An 18287-nucleotide genomic window follows, 5' to 3' on the forward strand; every position below is an offset into this window, starting at 1 on the left:
CGGTGCGCGCAACGGGGCGACGCGTCACTCCACCTCGAAGCTCTGCAGCGAGACCGGCGTGCTCGTGCTGGTGGTGCTGGCGTTGTTGTCCTCGTCCGGATCGGGGATGCCGGATGCCGGCGTGACGGTGCCGGTGTTGGACAGGATCGCCACCGCGGCGGGCGTGATGCCCTCGATGGTGATGCGCACGCTGCCGCCGACCGGCAGCGTGGGCAGGGTGCCGGAGACGTCGTTGCCGTTCACCTGCACCGGGCCGCACACGGCGCCGCCGGCTTCGCTGCCGCAGAAGGCGCTGACGCCGGTGATCTCCACCGGCACCAGGTCGCCCCAGCTGGCGCCGTCGGCGGCGGTCGGGCCGGGGTTGGTGATGGTCAGCGTGTAGGTGATCGGCTGTCCGCCGCCGACGCTGGCCGGGCCCTGCTTGACGATCTGCACGTCGGCGCTGACGAAGCCGAAGTCGGCCGCCGCCTGACTGCCGCTGGTGACGGTCACCGCCACGTCGTTGGGCGTGTGCAGGGCGACGTCGGCGGGCACGTTCGGATCGGTGGTCACCGCGTGCACGACGTAGTCCGCGCCGGCCGGGATGTTCGCGAACGCGTAGTGGCCGCTCGCGTCGGTCTGCGTGGTTCCGACGATCACGTCGTCGCCGGTGTCCGGCGTACCCCGCGTGTCGACGATCTGCACCGGGATGTTCGCCGGCAGTCCGGGCTCGCCCGCCTGCAGCGCGCCGTCGAGGTTGGCGTCGTAGTACAGCGTGCCGGCGATCGCGCCGGCGGCGAGCGTGCACGGCGCCAGCGCGATGTCGTCGAGGGCGAAGTCGTTGCCCAGGCCGCCGCTGCTGTTGTTGTCCAGGCGCAGCTCGATCTGCGTCGCGCTCGCGCTGTTGAATACCGCGGCGTACTGGTGCCAGAACGGCGGGTTCGCCTCCGGGATGTCGCCGGTGGTGGCCACCACCACGCCGCCGCCCGGCGGATCGACGCCGACGCGGCGGATCACCGTGGCGAGGTTCGGCAGCAGCAGGTCGTTGACGTTGCTGTTGACGTTCATCACCCAGAAGCTGACTTCGAAGTTCGTGTTCGGCGCGACGGTCAGCGTCTGCGAATAGAACGTGCCCGGCTCGATGCTCGCGTTGAACACGGCGAAGCGGTCGTCGTCCAGGCCGGTGGTGTGGCCGAGCAGCTGGCTGTGCCAGGTGCTCCACGGGCTGTCCGGCCCGGTCGCGTTGACGATCACGTATTCGCCGTCGTCGGGGCGGTAGCTGACCCACGGCGCGTACAGGTAGGTGGTCTGCGTGCCGAGCCCCGGCGCCGGCGCCGCCTCGCCGTAGGTGCCGCTGCCCGTGCCGAACGTGCCGTCGATCAGGTTGGCGCCGACGACGCCGCCCTGCGCCGAGCAGGTGTCCGGCGACGGCACCGGCGGACCCGGCGGACCGTTCGCGTGGGCATTGGCCATCGCCAGCAGCAGCGCCGTCAGCAGCATCGTACGTTTCATGTCGCTCACCTCGATTTCGTGAAAAAAGGCGCGCGCAGCCGCATTCCCGGCTGCGGGCTCGAATGCCATCAGGGATTGGCGATGCGCGGCCAGGCACCGCGCGGAGGAACGCCGCCGACCGAGGCGATCGGTGCGAGCCGGCCCGGCGCGCCTGGGGCGCGCCCGCGTCGGTCGGAGGCGTTCATGACCGCGGCGGGGCGCGTCTGCGGAAGCGTCATGCCGCTCGCGGAGGCGCCCTGTCACGGGACAGGGAGGAGGCTAACAGAGAACTACGTCACAGTTTTGATGGGGTGACGGTTGTTCATGATTGACCCGAGGGGTGGGGAGCACGGAGAGGCCTGCGCAGCGAGGCGTGCGGGTCGGGAGGCATTCGAACGGTGCGCGGCGCCCGATAGCTAGCACCGAAGGCAATTCGGTGCCTTTCCTACCTTCGGGGGAATGAAGAGATCCAGCTGCGACTGGAGTGGCGGCTTGCGACCCAAAGCAGACATTGATGAAATAAGCCTGCCCTTTATCTCTCGGCCCAGATGAGGTCCTAAGGCTTCCGCTCGGACTTCATCGAGCATCAGCTCGCACATACGGTACGCGATCCACTGGGCCACGCCTAGAACCGTGCGACTATCTTGCTTGCGCGTCAGAAGATGATGCAGGCATGGGCCGACTTTCTAGACACTTTAGGCATTGGTCAAGAGGGCCCAGATAGAGCACGGATTGCTTGACCCATGCACTTGGCGTCCGTCCAGGGAATAGTTCAGGAGGTCCTTAGCTCCCGACTCAAGTTCGCCTCGGATATAGTCGAGGAATGGGAAGATGGCTACGCATTGAACCTTCCGCGTTCAACGCACGGAATACAGGGGTTTCAAATGACGTCAGAGATTGCGGAAACGGAGTTCCTGCGGAACTTCAGTCAGGACGGACCGCGCTTGATGTGGTTCTTGGGGGCTGGTGCGTCACGCAGCTCCGGTCTCCCCACAGCCACGGACATCATCTGGGATCTGAAGTGTAGGCTCTACTGCGCGCAACAGAATCAGGATATTCAATCTCACGATGTAGGTAACAAGGCCATACGCGCCCGAATTCAGGGCTACATGGATAGCCAAGGGTATCCGCCTCTCTGGGACCCCCATGAGTATTCGTTCTATTTCAACCAGCTGTTCGGTGCCGACTACGGCGCACAGCAGAGATACTTAAAAGAAGTACTGTCGACTGGCAAGATTGCTTCCAGCATCGGTCACCGCGTTCTTGCCTCATTACTTAAGATGGGAAAAACTCGGCTAGTATTCACTACGAACTTCGATGAAGTCGTGGAAACTGCCTACTCAGCGGTCGCAGGCGCCAACCTTCCCGTCTTTCACCTCGAAGGCTCCTATGCCGCAGTAAATGCGCTCAACGCGGACCAGTTTCCGATTTATGTGAAGCTGCACGGTGACTTCCGCTACCAGAGCATCAAAAACCTCGCCAACGATCTGCGGCATAACGACGAGGAACTCCAGAGATGCTTCGTGGCCGCCGCCACCCGATTCGGCCTCATTGTTTCTGGGTACAGCGGGCGGGACGAGAACGTCATGTCGATGTTCAAAGAGGCCATGGATCAGAACAACGCATTCCCGCAAGGGTTCTACTGGAGCGCACCACGGCTCGCCGATGTCGCAACCAGCGTTACTAATCTGATCGACTACGCTCAGACCAATGGAATCAACGCTCGGCTGGTGCAGACCGGCACGTTCGACGAAATGCTTTCAAAGATCTGGCGGAACACATCGGGAAAACCCGCTAACCTCAATGCGAAGGTCCGGAGTGCGACGGCCAAGCCCGCGGCCATCACGCTACCACCTTTAGGTAATCAATACCCGATTCTTCGCACGAATGCGCTGCGAATCAGCAGGCTGCCGGAAGCATGCGCAGAAATTGCGTACGACGGTGAAATCGACATCGGCGACGTGCGCTCCAAGTTGTTCGAGGTTCAACCAGATTGCACGGTGGCTTACACCGACCGCATACTGTTCTGGGGCGATAGGGCCAATGTCGAGAAGGTCCTCGACCCTGCGCGGGTCCGAGCGATCGATACATTCAAGCTGGATGACTTGACCAAGTCCATCAATGAATCTGGCATCATCAAGTCGTTCGTCGAGGAGGCAATTGCCAAGGCGCTGATTGCCAACAAACCATTGCTTCTGCGAAGAGCCAAGAGAACGTGGTACGCAGTGGTCAAGCATGACAAGACCAATAGCGAGACCTTCAACGTCCTGCGCAGAACTCTTGGGTTCAACGGCGGGCTGGGTAGCATCAGCGCCAGCATCCGCGGCTTGGCGGACGTGCATTGGGCCGAAGCCGTGTCGATACGCGTCGAGGAACGCAACGGCGTACTTTGGTTGCTACTGCGACCAGATATCTGGATATCGCCCTTGAAGGCGCGGCAAGAGGCTGCGGAGTTCCTTCGCCAGAAAAAACTTAAGCGATATAACAACCAATCCTACGAGCTGCTCAGTGCTTGGATCGGCATTCTTGTTGGGCCCGTTGGCGGTCCCGGGTCGGCCGAGTTGGTTGCCCATCCAGGCAGCCAGTATCCAGCGTCGTTCGAGATCAACATGCGCTCCGCTTATAGCCGACGGGGAGCCGCGAATGGCTAACGATGCAAACGAACTCCCAGGCCACTTCGCCATCAGGGAGCCCTCCCTGCTGTTCGCCAAGAGCCGTACGGACACTCATCCTCTGCGAGGCTTGAGGGATATCGGACCGTACAGTGCAGACTTTGGACTGCCCAGCCAAGTCCGGCTGGCCTATCTGGCACCTGGCAACCTGATGCGCAAGATCGATTCGATCGTCAACGAGCTAGGCGGACAGCATCGGCCTAGGGAGGCGCGGAACTACTACATCGCCTATGACGGGTTTGAGCAGGTATTTCGCTGCGCGCTCGTCCCCGCGACAGATGCATTGCGTATCGCCACTGCTCCGGAATGCGATGCATTGGCAGCGGCAGGCGACGGAAAGGCGCTCACCGAGGCGATCTTTCGGGGGCTCGCCGGCCTATTGAGACTTAGACACGCTTTCGACGTGCTGATCGTCTATTTGCCCGCCACCTGGAAGGCGTCTTACCAGTACGAAGGATTCGACCTTCATGACTGGATTAAGGCCAAGTTAGCACCATTAAATGTCCCGATTCAGATTATCAACGAAACAGCCTTACAGCGCACCTGCCGGGCAAACGTAATGTGGGGCATTAGCGTTGCTCTTTATGCGAAGGCGGGAGGCATTCCATGGAAGCTGGCCGACTGGGACAAGGACGAGGCGTACATTGGCTTGAGTTACGCCATCAAGCAGCTTGACGACGGTGTCGAGTACAGCACCTGCTGTAGCCAGGTCTTTGATCCTGACGGCACTGGATTCGAGTTTGTGGCCTACGACACTCGCGAGTTCACGACTGATAGGAAGGGCAATCCTTATCTAAGCTACCAGGAGATGCAGTCGGTTCTCTCGAAGAGCCTCCTGCTGTACCAGAACGCGCACGGCGGACGAACTCCGAAGAAGATCTACGTCCATAAGTCCAGTCATTTCACCGAGGATGAGATCCAGGGCGCTTTCGACGCGTTTGATGTAAACACAGAGCTGGAACTGGTTCAGGTTGTTCGTGCCAATAACTGGTACGGCCTGAAGGTTGACCGCGGGCGAGAGGGATCTGGGCCGGCCGGATATCCCGTAGATCGCGGCACCTGCCAGCCGCTTACGGAGAACGAGTGTCTCCTGTGGACACAGGGCAGCGTAGGTGGAATAAATCAAGAGCACGCTAACCGGCCGGTTTTCAAGGAGGCTCCCTTGGCGCCGCTACCCAAACCTATCTTGCTGCGTCGTTTCACTGGCGACGGCGGCTGGTACGCAACCTGCTCAAGCATCCTCGCGCTGACCAAAGTAGATTGGAACAACAACACGCTCTACAAAACACTCCCCGTGACGTTGGTCTACTCGCAGATATTCGCAGAAGTAGTGAAGCAGTCGTCAGCTATCGTCAACGACGTTTACGACTACCGGTTCTTTATGTAAAGAGGTATCGCTGTGCTCGGCGATATAAAGCGTTCGAGCGGGAACTGCGTGCGTCCGAAACGCAAGAACATTACGGGGGCTGCGAAGTCGATGAAAGTGTTTTTATTGGGCGCCGGCGCATCTAAGAGCTATTCGGAGTCTCCCACCGGAGTGCGGATGCCCATCGCGCGTGATTTTTTTGAGACCTTTGACACGCTAAACATCAGCACAAATTCCTGGGTTCTGCAGGAAGGATTGATTGGATATTTGGGTCAACAAGGGATTGACGCCTTCACGCACCTCCGATCAGGCATAGACATTGAAGATCTGCATTCGACAATTGCTCGTGACCTCTATACCGCCAAGGCGTCGGATAATCCACTCGCCTGGATATGGCCGTGGAAGGCGTACAACGAGCTTGTCTTTCTATTCGCCAGCGTTCTCAACGAGATTCAGAATGGTCCTGTTTCATCCCCGCACCTCAGGCTTGCGCGTGCGATATCGGCCACCGATACAATCGTGACGTTCAATTGGGACACATTGATGGACCGAGCGCTCGAAGCGCAAACGTCGTGGACAATCGAGCGTGGCTACGGCATCACGCCCAGACAGATATTCGATCATGGGTGGCGTGATCCAATCCCTGCCGATACCGACGTGGCAGTGGGGCCGCGCCTATTGAAGCTCCACGGGTCGACGAATTGGCTGACAGCCCATCCGACCATGGAAAGAGGCCAGTTCGAACTCACACATAGTTTGGACCCGGCCACGGTACATGTCTTTAGGCATGCGGCAGGCCCATACGCATGCTACGCCGGCCGCTACATGCCGGGCTACGTCCCCTTCTCCTATGGCTACTACCCACCGAACCTTGATGCACCTGGTCGAGAAGCACCGCCAGGCCATATCCTTGTCCGCGCGAGAACCAAGGGCTTGAGGCCGGAAGGAACTGCCAGCGATGACGGGCTCGTGTCGATGCCGCTGATCATCCCGCCTGTTCGTGAGAAAACCTACGACTTGTACGGAGGGTTGTTCGGTGAGCTTTGGAGCGTTGCCGAAGACGGTTTGGCTCAGACTGACGAGATCATTGTCATTGGATATTCATTTCCTCGCACTGACGTTCGTTCGCGAGCGCTCTTCACCAACGCATTCATGCGACGCCGGACCATGCCAAAAGTTACGATTATTGATCCGGCGCCAGAGCGTATCGCCGAACTGTTCGGCATCGAGTTCGGGATCCAGTCTTCCCATCTGCGGGTGATAAAGGACTATTTCACTGACCAGTTCGACATCGGTGCTGCGCTTCAGCCGTGACCTGGTACTCCATCTAGCCGATAACGGCCTTCGCGCAAGTAGGGTGCACGCGAACTTCTAATTCGACGCCAAGCACAACATCTGAAGGAACGGCGTTGAAGTGCACCGAATAGAGTGCTTTGCACGACAACAAAATGTTGGCGGTAGCCAACAAACATACACGGGGCACACCAACCACCATGCGTGCGATCAAGCATCACGACTTCTTCGGAAATCTCCGGAGTGGCGACGCTTAGCTAGGGAGGGATTTCGGGGCGACTGTCCGCTTCTGGCCGAAAGCAGTCGCTTCCCAACCAGCCACCTGACCAATTCAAGGCTCTCGTCGCTCTTCCCCCGAGTCGACGTGACCAATATTCCCAGGCGGACAGCTTCTCAGCTAAGGAGAAACCGCCGGGCGGCGCGAGCCGCCCGGCGCGACGCGCTAGCGTCGTCCGCCTTTGCTTTCCAGGCGCTGCAACCGCCGCCGCAGGAGTTCCTCGCACAGCGCCGTGATCTTGCGCGCTTGCGGACCATAGAACTCGACCGAGCCATAGCCGGTATGAATCCGTACGCGGCGCTTCATCGCCGGAATATGGCAGGACAACGCGTAGCGCAGGTTAGCGATCAGCAGAGCTTGTTCGTCATTCATGACGCTTCTCCGATTCGCCCGCGATCCGGAGTGGGTCGCTGTGGGCGAACCCTCCCAGCGCCGCGCGCAGGCGGGTCAAGGCCGCGCGCAGCGCGCCCGAAGGGCCTGGCCTTGACGCGCCGAGCACGGCGCTACACTGCGACGACCACAGCGAGCCCTTCTTACAACCTCGCCTCGTGTGAGCTCGCGATGCCAGCGCGACGAAGCGACGGCGCACAATCTGTGCGCAACGCTCCTCCCCTCGCGCCAATCACAACGCCATGCGCCGAGCGCGCAACTACAACAACACCGGCCGATCCGGCAACTCATCCGGATTGCTGCGCCCATCGGCCGGGAAGTGCCGCACGAGGATCGCGGTGATCGCCTCGACGCCGGCGATGGCGCCGCGCTGGTAGTCGCCGGCGGTGAAGTGGCGCTGGATCAGCGCGCAGACCTCGTGCCATTCGTCGGCGGCCACCTTCGCGGCGATGCCGCGGTCGGCGAGGATCTCGATCGCGTGGTCGGCGAGCAGCACGTAGACCAGCACGCCGGTGTTGCCTTCGGTGTTCCACACGCGCAGGCGGGCGAAGGCCTCCTGCGCGCGTTCGCGTGCGCCGACTCCGCGCAGCGCGTCGAGCGGCGGGAGGGAGCCTTCGACGGCGAACACGATCTCGCCGAGGTGGCGGTGCTCGCTGGCCTTGATGGCGTGCTGGATGGCGTCGAGCACGGCCGGCGGAAAATGCCGCCGCGCGGAGCCGAGATCGAACAGGTGCCTGAGTGCGCGCATCACCAGCTCCCCGAGGCGCCGCCGCCGGAGAATCCGCCGCTGGAGCCGCCGCTGAAGCCGCCTCCGCCGCCGCTCCAGCCGCCGCCTCCTCCACCGCCCCAGCCGCCGCCTCCGCCGCCGAAGCCGCCCCAGCCGCCGCGGTTGGCGAAGCCGCCGCCTCCGCCGCCGCCGAGCAGGCCGAGGAACAGCCCGAACAGGCCGGCGCCGATGCCGATCGGAATCCATCCGCTGAGCAGCCAGCCGGCGCCGCCGGTGAGTGCGGCGACGAGGCCGGCGCGCGGCGGCGTGGACAGGCGTCCGAACATGCCGCGCGCCCAGAAGCCGATGAAGATCGCGATCATGAACGCCGCGCCGGGGTCCATGCCCTCGCCGCGCTTGCTGTCCTCTTCGGTCAGCGGCGGCGGCAGCGGTTCGTCGTTGATCAGCTTGGTGAGCGCGCCGAGCGCGTCCTCGATGCCGCCGTAGTAGTCGTTGGCGCGGAACTTGGGCGTGACGTACTCGCGGATGATGCGCGCGGCGGCGGCGTCGGGGATTGCGCCTTCCAGGTCGCTGCCCACTTCGATGCGCACGCGGCGGTCGTTCTTGGCGACGATGAACAGCACGCCGTCGTGCGTCTTGCCGTCGCTGCGCGACAGCTTCCACACGTCGGTGACGCGGATGCCGTACTGCGCGATGTCCTCGGGCGCGGTCGTCGGCAGCATCAGCACGGCGACGCGCGAACCCTTGCTCTGCTCGAGCGCCTGCAGCTGCGATTCCAGCGTCTGCTTCTGCTGCGCGTCGAGCGTGCCGGTGAGGTCGGTGACGCGCGGGCCGAACGGCGGAACCGGCTGCAGGTCGCCGTCGGCCGCGAATGCGGCGACGGCGACGAGGCAGAACAGCGCGGCCAGCAAGCCATGCAGCGCGCGCATGGCCAGGCGCCTTGGGCCGCTCGGGTTCACGTGTCCGCCTCCTCGACGGGTGGCGAACTGGCCTGTTTCGCGTGCGGGAGAAAGCCCGCGCGAGCTCGCCCCGGGTGAGCCTCCGGAAGCTCCCTCATCCGCCTTCGGCACCCTCCGGCCGCCGGCAGGCGGCCGTCGATCCCGCAAGCGGGCGAAGGGGAAGTGGAACCCTGGATGCTCACGCCCGTGTTTCCAGCGAGAGCGTTCTAGTGCGCAGGTTGCGGCTGCTGCGGCTGCGGCTGCGAGGGTTTATTGAAGTCCACCGTCGGCGCCGTCGAAATCTGCTTCTCGTTCTCGACCGAGAAGTTGGCCTTGGTCTTGTAGCCGAACAGCATCGCGGTCAGGTTGGTGGGGAACGAGCGGATGTAGGTGTTGTAGTCCTGGATCACCTGGATGTAGCGGTTGCGTGCAACGGTGACGCGGTTCTCGGTGCCTTCCAGCTGCGCCTGCAGGTTCTGGAACAGGCCGTCGGCCTTGAGCTGCGGGTAGTTCTCCGAGATCGCCATCAGGCGCGACAGCGCGCTCGACAGTTCGCCCTGCGCCTGCTGGAAGGCCTTCATCTTGTTCTCGTCGGAAAGGTCGTCGGCGCTGAGGTTGATCTGGCCGACCTTGGCGCGCGCCTCGGTCACCTTGGTGAAGACCTCTTCCTCGTGCTGCGCGTAGCCCTTGACCGTGTTGACCAGGTTCGGCACCAGGTCGGCGCGGCGCTGGTACTGGTTGAGCACTTCGGACCAGGCGGCCTTGACGGCCTCGTCCTTGGACTGGATCTGGTTGTACCCGCAACCGCTCAGCAGCGTGGCGAGCAGCAACAACGAAATGAACCGGATCGCGCGCATGTTCCCTCTCCGTTGACGGCCAGGCCCGGGCTGCCGGGGGCGTGCGCTACTCTGGCGTGGAGGCCGTTCGTGCGCAAGCGGGCGTAGGCATTTCTGACAATCGGACGCCCCGGCTCCCGGCCGGCGGCGGCCGCGCCTCAGCCGTCGCCGACGCCGATGCCGCGCTCGTGCCGCTGGCGGCGGCGGCGTTCGGCCAGCAGGTTGAGCGATTCGACCGCGGCGGAGAACGCCATCGCGAAGTAGATGTAGGCGCGCGACACGTGCACGCCCAGGCCGTCGCACACCAGCACGACGCCGACCAGGATGATGAAGGCCAGCGCCAGCATCTTGATGGTCGGGTGGCTGTCGATGAAGGCGCCGACGGGGTTGGCGACGAAGATCATCACCAGCACGGCGAGGATGATCGCCGCGACCATCACCGGCAGGATGTTGACCATGCCGACCGCGGTGATGACCGAATCGAGCGAGAACACGATGTCGATCAGCGCGATCTGCGCGATCACCAGCGCGAAGCTGGCCGAGGCGCGGCCGCCGGCCTCCTGCTCCCCGCCGCCGATCGCGTCGAGGATTTCCATCACGCCCTTCACCACCAGGAAGATGCCGCCGCCGATCAGCACCAGATCGCGGATCGAGATGACCTGGTCGAACAGGTGGAACAGCGACGAGGTGCGGTCGTCCATGCCGGCCAGGTGCGCCAGCGAGAGCAGCAGCAGGATGCGCGTGACGCAGGCGAACGCCAGGCCCAGGCGGCGCGCGCTCGACCGCCGCTCCGGCGCGAGGCGGCTCACCGCGATCGAGATGAAGACGAGGTTGTCGACGCCGAGCACGATCTCGAGCGTGGACAGGGTCAGCAGCGCAATCCAGGTTTGCGGGTCAGTCAGCAGATCCAACCGCAACTCTCCACGTGCGTCCGGGACCGGTCAGTGCATGCATTCCCGCGATCACGCACGATCGCGAGGAATCACCGCCAGAGTATCAGGCCCCAGCACAGCAGGACATTGAACATCAGCAACAGAACGGCGGCCGAGCCCATGTCCTTGGCGCGGCCGGCGAGTTCGTGGAACTCCGGGCTGGCCTTGTCGACGATCGCCTCCACGGCGGAATTGAGCAGCTCCGCCGACAGCACCAGCAGCAGGCTGCCGCAGAGGATCGCCTTCTCGATCGGGCCGTGGCCGAGCCACAGGCCGAGCGGGAAGAAGATCACGAACAGGTAGCCTTCCAGGCGGAACGAGGCCTCGTGCCGCCAGGCCGCGCGCAAGCCGGCCATGGACCACTGGAAGGCGCGCCAGATCTGGCGCGGACCGCGCGGTTCGGTGCTGGGCATGTCAGGAAGCTGCGCGCCGGTGGTCGACGACGATGCGGAGTGACGGCGACCGTTCGGGGATCGGCATGGCGCTGGCAAGGGTACGGACGAGGGCTCGCTATGATGCCATCCGCAATCGCCGCACGCACCGGGCGCGGCGGGCCGGCGACCGGGCCGCCCGCTCAGCGCGTGGCCTGCAGCTGCGCCAACGCCTTCCGGACGCGTTCGTAGGTGCTGCCTTGCGCCGCGTCCTGCTGCTCGTACCCGGCCATCGCCGACTGCAGCAGGGGGATGGCGGCCTTCGGATCGGTGGCCGCCTTCACCAGGCCGTGCAGGGCGTCGAGCCTGGCCTTCCACAGCTGGTCTTCGCCGCCGGTCTTGAGTCCCTCTTCGTCGATGGTGTCGAGCAGCCTGGCCGCTTCGTCGAACTTCTTCAGGTCGATCTTCGTCGCGGCGAGGAAGAACGTCGCGTACTGCGTGTCGGTGTTGTCCGGCGATCGCAACTCGCCGAGCCGGCGACGGACCAGGGTCAGGGTCGCCTCGGCCTCAGGCAGATCGCCGTGTTCGTACCGGAACTGGCCCACCGGCAGCAGCGCCGCGTAGGTGTGCGGGCTGTCGTCGCCGAACCGGGCGCGCACGCCCTCGTAGCCCAGTTGCGCGTAGTGCAGCGCCTTGTCCAGGTCGCCGCGCTGAAACTCCAGGTAGGAAAGATCGCTGAGCAGCCCGAGCGTCCTGCTGTGCTGCGGCCCCAGCAGTTCCATCATCGGTCCTTCGGCTTGGGCGAAGAGCTTTCCGGCGGCGTCGGATTCGCCCGCGAAGGAATGCGCCTTGCCCAGCATCTGCCGGGCGAAGGCGAGCTGGAGCTTCTGGTCGCCGGGGCGCGCGGCGATGTCGTCGACCAGCGTCTGCGCTTCCCGCTTGGCCTCGTCGAATCGTCCCAGCCCGGTCAGCGCGATGACGACGTTCGAGCGCAGGTTGTCCATCGCGGCCGTGTCGTCCGGTCCGGATCGGCGCAGCAGCGCGATCGCGTTGCGGCACTGCTCCAGTCCCTTCTCGTACTCCTTCTGGTTCATGTAGTAGAGCATCCAGGCCGATGCGACCCGGTATTTCACCGCAGGGTCGGTCGTTCCCGACGTCGCCGCGTCGAGCACGTTCAGCTCCGCCAAGCTCGCCTCCGGCGTGGAGGTCTTGGTCAGGTATCCCGCCAGCAGGGAACGCGCCTTCAATGTCCCCGGCCCCGTCGGGCCCTCCTCGCGTTCGTACAGGACCAGGCCGCGCCGTATGGCCGTCTCGGCTTCCTTGTGCAGGCCGATGGCGGAGAACAACCCGGCCAGATTCGTTCGGATCGAGGCTTCGGTGGCCGGCTGCGCGTCGAAGCGTTCGGCGATGCGGTCCTGCGCGCTGAGCAGCACGTCCTTCAGGGTGGCTCCGGCGCCCTTGGCGGCGACGAAGGGATTGGCGCGGCTGATCAGGTCGTCTTCGAGGAAGCGGTTGATCGCGTTGGCGCGCTCGAGTTCGCGCTGCGCCGCGTCGCGCGCGCGCGAGGCGTCGCGGTAGAAGCCGAACGAAACGATCACGCCGAGCAGGAGCGCGCCGACGAGCGCGACCAGGTACGGCCGCCGTGCGCGGCTCCTGGCCAGCTGTTCGCGCGCGATCCGCGCCTGCGCCTCGTCCTCGCGCAGCCGCTGCGCCTGCGCATGCCGCGCCTCGCGGCTGCGCAGCCGCGCCGCCAGCTCGCCCGCGCCGGCCAGGCGACGCGCCGGATTGCCGTCCGTCGCCAGCCGGATGTCCTCGCGCACCAGCTCGTCGCCGATGTCCTGCTCCCAGCCCGAGGCCATCGGCCGGCTCAGGTCGCCCGCCAGCATCTGGTACAGCAAGATGCCCAGCGCGTACACGTCGCTCTGCACCGTCGGCGCATGGCCGGCGAACACTTCCGGTGCCACGTACAGCGGTGTACCCGTCGACGAGTCCGTGCCGATGCTCTGCGTCGCGGTCAGGCCGAACTGCGTGATGCCCAGCTCCTCCAGCCGCTCCGGGTCCAGCAGGCGTCCGCTGCCGAAGTCCGTCAGGCGGATCCGCCAGCCGTCCTCCTGCCCCGCGATCAGCACGTTCGCCGGCTTCAGATCCTTGTGCAGCACGCCCACGCCGTGCGCCGCCGCCACCGCGTCGGCGATCTGCAGGAACAGGCCCAGCCGCGCCTCCGTCGACAGCGACGCCAGGCCTTCGCGCGACCAGTCGTACAGGCTCTCGCCGCCGTACTCGCATTCCAGGAAGAACGGCGCGCTCTCGAAGTTCCAGTCGATCAGCTCGACGAAGTGCTCGCGGTCTTCCAGTCCTTCCTGCAGCACCCGCGACAAGGTCGCTTCGCGCTTGAGTGCGCGCAGCCGTTCGCCGTCCACGCCGAACTTGTACACGCGCCGCTCGTGCGTCTTGGCGTGCTCGGCCAGCCACACCTCGCTGCCGCGGCTGCCGCCGAGCTGGCGCTGCAGCACGAAGTTCTTCCGCCCGGGCACCGCCTGCCCCGCGCCCAGCTGCAGCTGGCTGGCCAGCTTGCGTCCCATCTTGCTGCGCTCGACCGTCGCGTTCAGGCGGTAGCCCACGCGCGGCTGGGTCAGCAGCAGTTCCGCGTTCGCCTCGCCCAGCGCGCGGCGCAGCTTGGTGATCGCGTTCGGCAGCACCTTGTCCACCGTCACGCGGCCCGCCCACACCTCGCGGAACAGTTCTTCCTTGGTCACCACCTCGCCTGCGTGGCGCAGCAGGTACGCCAGCACTTCCAGCGCACGACGCTCCACTTCCACGCGCAGGCCCGACACGCGCAACTCGAACGTCGCCTCGTCGAACTCGGCGCTGCCGAACCGATAGCGATACCAGGTGGGCGCCGAGGCGCCCGCATCGTTGCTCATGGCCTTCGCTCCTGCGACCCGTCCGATACGGCGCGGGCAAGCTCCCTCCCGCGCGGCGCACGAGGCTGCGCGCCGAGGCGATCATACGACGGCCGGCGCCGTCAACGAATGTCTACGTACGGAAGAACCGCTAGATCGCCGCGGGCGTCATGCACGGTTCAGGCCGGCTTGCGCCCGATCGCCGCCAGCGCCTGGCTGGCCCGCTCGTACAGCGCGCCTTCGGCGGCCGATTTCTGCTGCAGGCCCTCGAGGGCGGATTTGAGCAGCGGCGCGGCGCCGCGCGCGTCGCCGCGCCTGGCACGCAGCAGGCCGCGCAGGGCATCGCAGCGGAACGCCCATGCGCCGTCGGACGGGCCGCCGACTTCCAGCGCCTTCGCATCCAGCGCATCGATCAGCGCGGAAGCCTCGTCGAGTTCGCCCTGGTCGAGTTCGACCGCGGCCAGCCAGAACGTGGCGATCTGGGTCTGCGGATTGTCCCTGGACAGCTGCTGCGAGAGCTTGCCGTACGCCGGGCGCAGCCGCGCCTCGGCCTCCTTCGCCCGGCCGCTCTCGTACAGCGCCTGGCCGAGGTTGATCAGCGTGAGATTGGTGATGTTGTGGTCGGGCCCGAGCTTGGCGAGGAAGCCGTCGCTGACGCGCTGCGCGTACTCCAGCGCCTTCGGCCAGTCCGCGCGCCGGACCTCGATGTCGTAGAGGTCGCTGAGCAGGACCAGGTTGCGCGTGTGGTCCGCGCCGAGCAGGCCGACGATGGTCTTCTGCGCGTCGAGCAGCTGCCGCTCGGCGGTCGTGTCGTCGCCCTTGGCCGTGTAGGCGCGCGCGACGCTGGCCTTGGCGAAGGCGAGCACGAGTTCGTTGCCCTCGCCGCGCGCGGTGATCTCGTCGATCAGGCTCTGCCCTTCCTGCAGCGCCTCGTCGGGCTTGCCGACCTGGGTCAGGATGCTGATCAGGTCCATGCGCATCGAATCGCGCGTGGCGACGGCGTCGGGGTCGGCCTCGCGGATGGTCGCGATCGCGGTGCGGAATTCCGGCACCGCCTTGGTGTATTCGCCGCGATTGGCGTCGTAGGTGGCCTTCGCCGAGGACAGCAGGTACTTCGACCACGGATCGGATGAGCCCGCGGTCAGCGCCTCGAGGGTTTCGACTTCCTTGCGCGCCTCGTCGAACTTCGACGTGCGCGTGAGGATGCGCGCGAGCATCGAGCGCGTCTTCAGCGCGTCGCGGCTGGTCGCGCCTTCCTCGCGTTCGTAGAGCGCCAGCGCCTGCTGCGCTTCGGCGGCCGCTTCGGGAAACAGCTCCAGCATGTTCAGCGGGGCGACCAGACTCGCGCGGATCGAGGCTTCGGTCAGCGGCTGCGCGGCGAAGCGCCTGGCGATGCGGTCGCGCGCGCCGAGCAGCGCGTCCTTGAGCGAGACGCTCTGCCCTTTCGCGGCGACGAACGGATTGGAGTTGCTGATCAGTTCCTCGTTGAGGAAGCGGTTGATCGCGGTGGAGCGTTCCAGCTCGCGCTGCGCCGCGTTGCGCGCATCCTGCGCCGCGTCGCGCGCGTTCAGCGCTTCGCGGTACAGCAGCAGCACCACGGCGACACCGGCGATCACCGCCGCCGCCAGCGCGACCAGATACGGCCGCCGTGCGCGGCTCTTCGCCAGCTGCTCACGCGCGATCCGCGCCTGCGCCTCGTCCTCGCGCAGCCGCTGCGCCTGCGCATGACGCGCCTCGCGGCTGCGCAGCCGCGCCGCCAGCTCGCCCGCGCCCGCCAGCCGACGCGCCGGATTGCCGTCCGTCGCCAGCCGGATGTCTTCGCGCACCAGCTCGTCGCCGACGTCCTGCTCCCAGCCCGAGGCCATCGGACGGCTCAGGTCGCCCGCCAGCATCTGGTACAGCAGGATGCCCAGCGCGTACACGTCGCTCTGCACCGTCGGCGCATGGCCGGCGAACACTTCCGGCGCCACGTACAGCGGCGTGCCGGTCGACGAGTCCGTGCCGATGCTCTGCGTCGCGGTCAGACCGAACTGCGTGATGCCCAGCTCTTCCAGCCGCTCCGGGTCCAGCAGGCGTCCGCTGCCGAAGTCCGTCAGGCGGATCCGCCAGCCGTCCTCCTGCCCCGCGATCAGCACGTTCGCCGGCTTCAGGTCCTTGTGCAGCACGCCCACGCCGTGTGCCGCCGCCACCGCGTCGGCGATCTGCAGGAACAGGCCCAGCCGCGCCTCCGTCGACAGCGGACCCAGACCTTCGCGCGACCAGTCGTACAGGCTCTCGCCGCCGTACTCGCATTCCAGGAAGAACGGCGCGCTCTCGAAATTCCAGTCGATCAGCTCGACGAAGTGCTCGCGGTCTTCCAGTCCTTCCTGCAGCACCCGCGACAAGGTCGCCTCGCGCTTGAGCGCGCGCAGGCGTTCTCCGTCCACGCCGAATTTGTACACGCGCCGCTCATGCGTCTTGGCGTGCTCGGCCAGCCACACCTCGCCGCCGTGGCCGCCGCCGAGCTGGCGCTTCAGCACGAAGTTCTCGCGTCCCGGCACCGGTTCGCCGGGGCTCAGTTCCAGCTGGCTGGCCAGCTTGCGTCCCACCACGACCCGCTCCACCAAGCCGCTGAGGCGATAGCCCACGCGCGGCTGGGTCAGCAGCAGCTCCGCATTCGCCTCGCCCAGCGCGCGGCGCAGCTTGGTGATCGCATTCGGCAGCACCTTGTCCACCGTCACGCGGCCCGCCCACACCTCGCGGAACAGTTCTTCCTTGGTCACCACCTCGCCCGCGTGGCGCAGCAGGTACGCCAGCACTTCCAGCGCACGACGCTCCACCTCCACGCGCAGGCCCGACACGCGCAACTCGAACGTCGCCTCGTCGAACTCGGCGCTGCCGAATCGGTACCGGTAATAGGTGGGCGCCGCGGCGCCTGCGTCATGGCTCATGGTCTTCGACGTCGTTCCAGGACCCGCGGCGAAAGCAGGTCGTCGATTCGGGTGCCCGCAGCGCGCGCCACACGGCACCGGCCCGCGCGCTCCCGCGGCCGCGAATGATACGACGCCTGGCCCGGCCGACTGACAGCGCCAGTCGTTACCCAATCGTTACCGAAACGTTATTCAGCCGTGCCGACACGCGCCGGTTCGTTACCGACGCTGACGGCGTCCCAGGCCGCAACGAGGGGGCCGCAGGAGGCCTCGGAGACTCATGACACAGAATGTTGCATTTCACCGGCCGGCGTGCGACCGGCCGTTCCTCCACGCGGACAGGCGGCCTGGCCACGGCCGCATTCGTCCCGACCGGCACGCCTGTCGACGCCCCGGCGCCCGCGCCGGGACCGCCGCGTAAAACCGTGCAAAGGCCGGGCCGTGACCCTGTCGCAGGACGATATGCTGTCCGCATGAGTCGCATCCTGCTGGTCGACGACGATCGCGAACTGGCGCAGCTGCTGCGCGATTTTCTCGCGCGCGAAGGTTTCGACGTCGCCCTCGCGCACACCGCCGACGCCGCGGTCGCGACCGCCCGCAGCGAACCGTTCGACGCGATCGTGCTCGACGTCATGATGCCCGGCCGCACCGGCCTGGATGCGCTGCGCGAGCTGCGCCGCGAATCGGCCGTGCCGGTGCTGATGCTGACCGCGCTGGGCGAGGACATCGACCGCATCCTCGGCCTGGAACTGGGCGCCGACGACTACATCCCCAAGCCCTGCAATCCGCGCGAACTCGCCGCGCGCCTGCGCGCCGTGCTGCGGCGCGCGCGCGGCGAAGGCGGCGAGGCGCTGACCGACCTGCGCAACGGCCCGATCTGGCTGCGCGCCGCCTCGCGCAGCGTCAGCGTCGACGGGCGCCCGATCACGCTGACCGCGACCGAATTCGACCTGCTCGCGCTGCTGATGCGCGAGGCCGGCCGCGCGGTGAGCAAGGAGCGCATCTCGCAGAGCGTGCTCGGCCGCGCGCTGGGGCCGTTCGACCGTTCGATCGACGTGCACGTGTCCAACCTGCGCCGCAAGCTCGGCGACGCGCCCGACGGCAGCTCGCCGATCACCACGATCCCGCGCAACGGCTACCTGCTGCGCCGTTTCGGGGAAGAGGAATGACGCGCCCGCCCGCCGCCGCGGCACGCACGCGGGG

General features: G+C 65.9%; 13 protein-coding genes and 1 pseudogene. 5 read left to right on the forward strand and 9 right to left on the reverse strand.

Annotation, left to right across the window (positions count from 1 at the left end; all coding sequences use genetic code 11):
• Positions 1-24: 24 nt before the first annotated feature.
• A complete protein-coding gene (locus tag ACFO6Q_RS04465; RefSeq protein ID WP_380019342.1) occupies positions 25-1491 on the reverse strand; it encodes an SdrD B-like domain-containing protein in 1467 nt (488 codons plus the stop codon).
• Between the two features lie 539 nt (positions 1492-2030).
• Here ACFO6Q_RS04465 and ACFO6Q_RS04470 point away from each other — a divergent pair.
• From ACFO6Q_RS04470 to ACFO6Q_RS04485, 4 genes and pseudogenes are all read left to right on the forward strand, one after another.
• Positions 2031-2210, forward strand: a pseudogene (locus ACFO6Q_RS04470) (hypothetical protein); the annotation flags it as partial.
• A gap of 144 nt (positions 2211-2354) precedes the next feature.
• Positions 2355-4121 carry an SIR2 family NAD-dependent protein deacylase gene (locus ACFO6Q_RS04475; protein ID WP_380019343.1) on the forward strand — a complete coding sequence of 589 codons (1767 nt, stop codon included), beginning with the start codon at positions 2355-2357 and terminating at the stop codon, positions 4119-4121.
• A complete protein-coding gene (locus ACFO6Q_RS04480; protein WP_380019344.1) occupies positions 4114-5529 on the forward strand; it encodes an argonaute/piwi family protein in 1416 nt (471 codons plus the stop codon). The genes ACFO6Q_RS04475 and ACFO6Q_RS04480 overlap by 8 nt, the downstream gene beginning before the upstream one ends.
• A 48-nt stretch (positions 5530-5577) precedes the next feature.
• Positions 5578-6822: an SIR2 family protein gene (locus ACFO6Q_RS04485; protein ID WP_380019345.1), complete on the forward strand. Its 1245-nt coding sequence runs from the start codon at positions 5578-5580 to the stop codon at positions 6820-6822.
• A gap of 421 nt (positions 6823-7243) precedes the next feature.
• Here the strand turns inward: ACFO6Q_RS04485 and ACFO6Q_RS04490 are convergent, their stop codons facing one another.
• From ACFO6Q_RS04490 to ACFO6Q_RS04525, 8 genes are all read right to left on the reverse strand, one after another.
• A complete protein-coding gene (locus tag ACFO6Q_RS04490; protein ID WP_380019346.1) occupies positions 7244-7450 on the reverse strand; it encodes a hypothetical protein in 207 nt (68 codons plus the stop codon).
• A gap of 277 nt (positions 7451-7727) precedes the next feature.
• The gene (locus tag ACFO6Q_RS04495) at positions 7728-8216 is read right to left on the reverse strand and encodes a TPM domain-containing protein (RefSeq protein ID WP_380019347.1); all 489 of its coding nucleotides are present in this window, start codon (positions 8214-8216) and stop codon (positions 7728-7730) included.
• On the reverse strand, positions 8216-9124 hold the full coding sequence (locus ACFO6Q_RS04500; protein WP_380019348.1) for a TPM domain-containing protein: 909 nt from the start codon (positions 9122-9124) through the stop codon (positions 8216-8218). The genes ACFO6Q_RS04495 and ACFO6Q_RS04500 overlap by 1 nt, the downstream gene beginning before the upstream one ends.
• 236 nt (positions 9125-9360) lie before the next feature.
• Positions 9361-9990 carry a LemA family protein gene (locus tag ACFO6Q_RS04505; protein WP_380019349.1) on the reverse strand — a complete coding sequence of 210 codons (630 nt, stop codon included), beginning with the start codon at positions 9988-9990 and terminating at the stop codon, positions 9361-9363.
• A gap of 137 nt (positions 9991-10127) precedes the next feature.
• Positions 10128-10886 (reverse strand): TerC family protein, encoded by a 759-nt coding sequence (locus tag ACFO6Q_RS04510; protein WP_380019350.1) that lies wholly within the window; start codon positions 10884-10886, stop codon positions 10128-10130.
• 65 nt (positions 10887-10951) lie between these two features.
• Positions 10952-11314, reverse strand: coding sequence for a diacylglycerol kinase (locus tag ACFO6Q_RS04515; protein WP_380019351.1), 363 nt, complete (start codon positions 11312-11314; stop codon positions 10952-10954).
• A gap of 161 nt (positions 11315-11475) precedes the next feature.
• Positions 11476-14196: a protein kinase domain-containing protein gene (locus tag ACFO6Q_RS04520; protein ID WP_380019352.1), complete on the reverse strand. Its 2721-nt coding sequence runs from the start codon at positions 14194-14196 to the stop codon at positions 11476-11478.
• A gap of 158 nt (positions 14197-14354) precedes the next feature.
• Positions 14355-17105 carry a protein kinase domain-containing protein gene (locus ACFO6Q_RS04525; protein ID WP_380019353.1) on the reverse strand — a complete coding sequence of 917 codons (2751 nt, stop codon included), beginning with the start codon at positions 17103-17105 and terminating at the stop codon, positions 14355-14357.
• A gap of 452 nt (positions 17106-17557) precedes the next feature.
• Between ACFO6Q_RS04525 and ACFO6Q_RS04530 the strand changes: the two genes are divergently transcribed.
• Complete coding sequence (locus ACFO6Q_RS04530) at positions 17558-18253, forward strand: response regulator transcription factor (RefSeq protein ID WP_380019354.1); 696 nt, start codon at positions 17558-17560, stop codon at positions 18251-18253.
• Positions 18254-18287: the final 34 nt, after the last annotated feature.

The organism is Dokdonella ginsengisoli, assembly GCF_042652785.1.
In the GTDB taxonomy this organism is placed as follows: Bacteria; Pseudomonadota; Gammaproteobacteria; order Xanthomonadales; family Rhodanobacteraceae; genus Dokdonella_A; species Dokdonella_A ginsengisoli.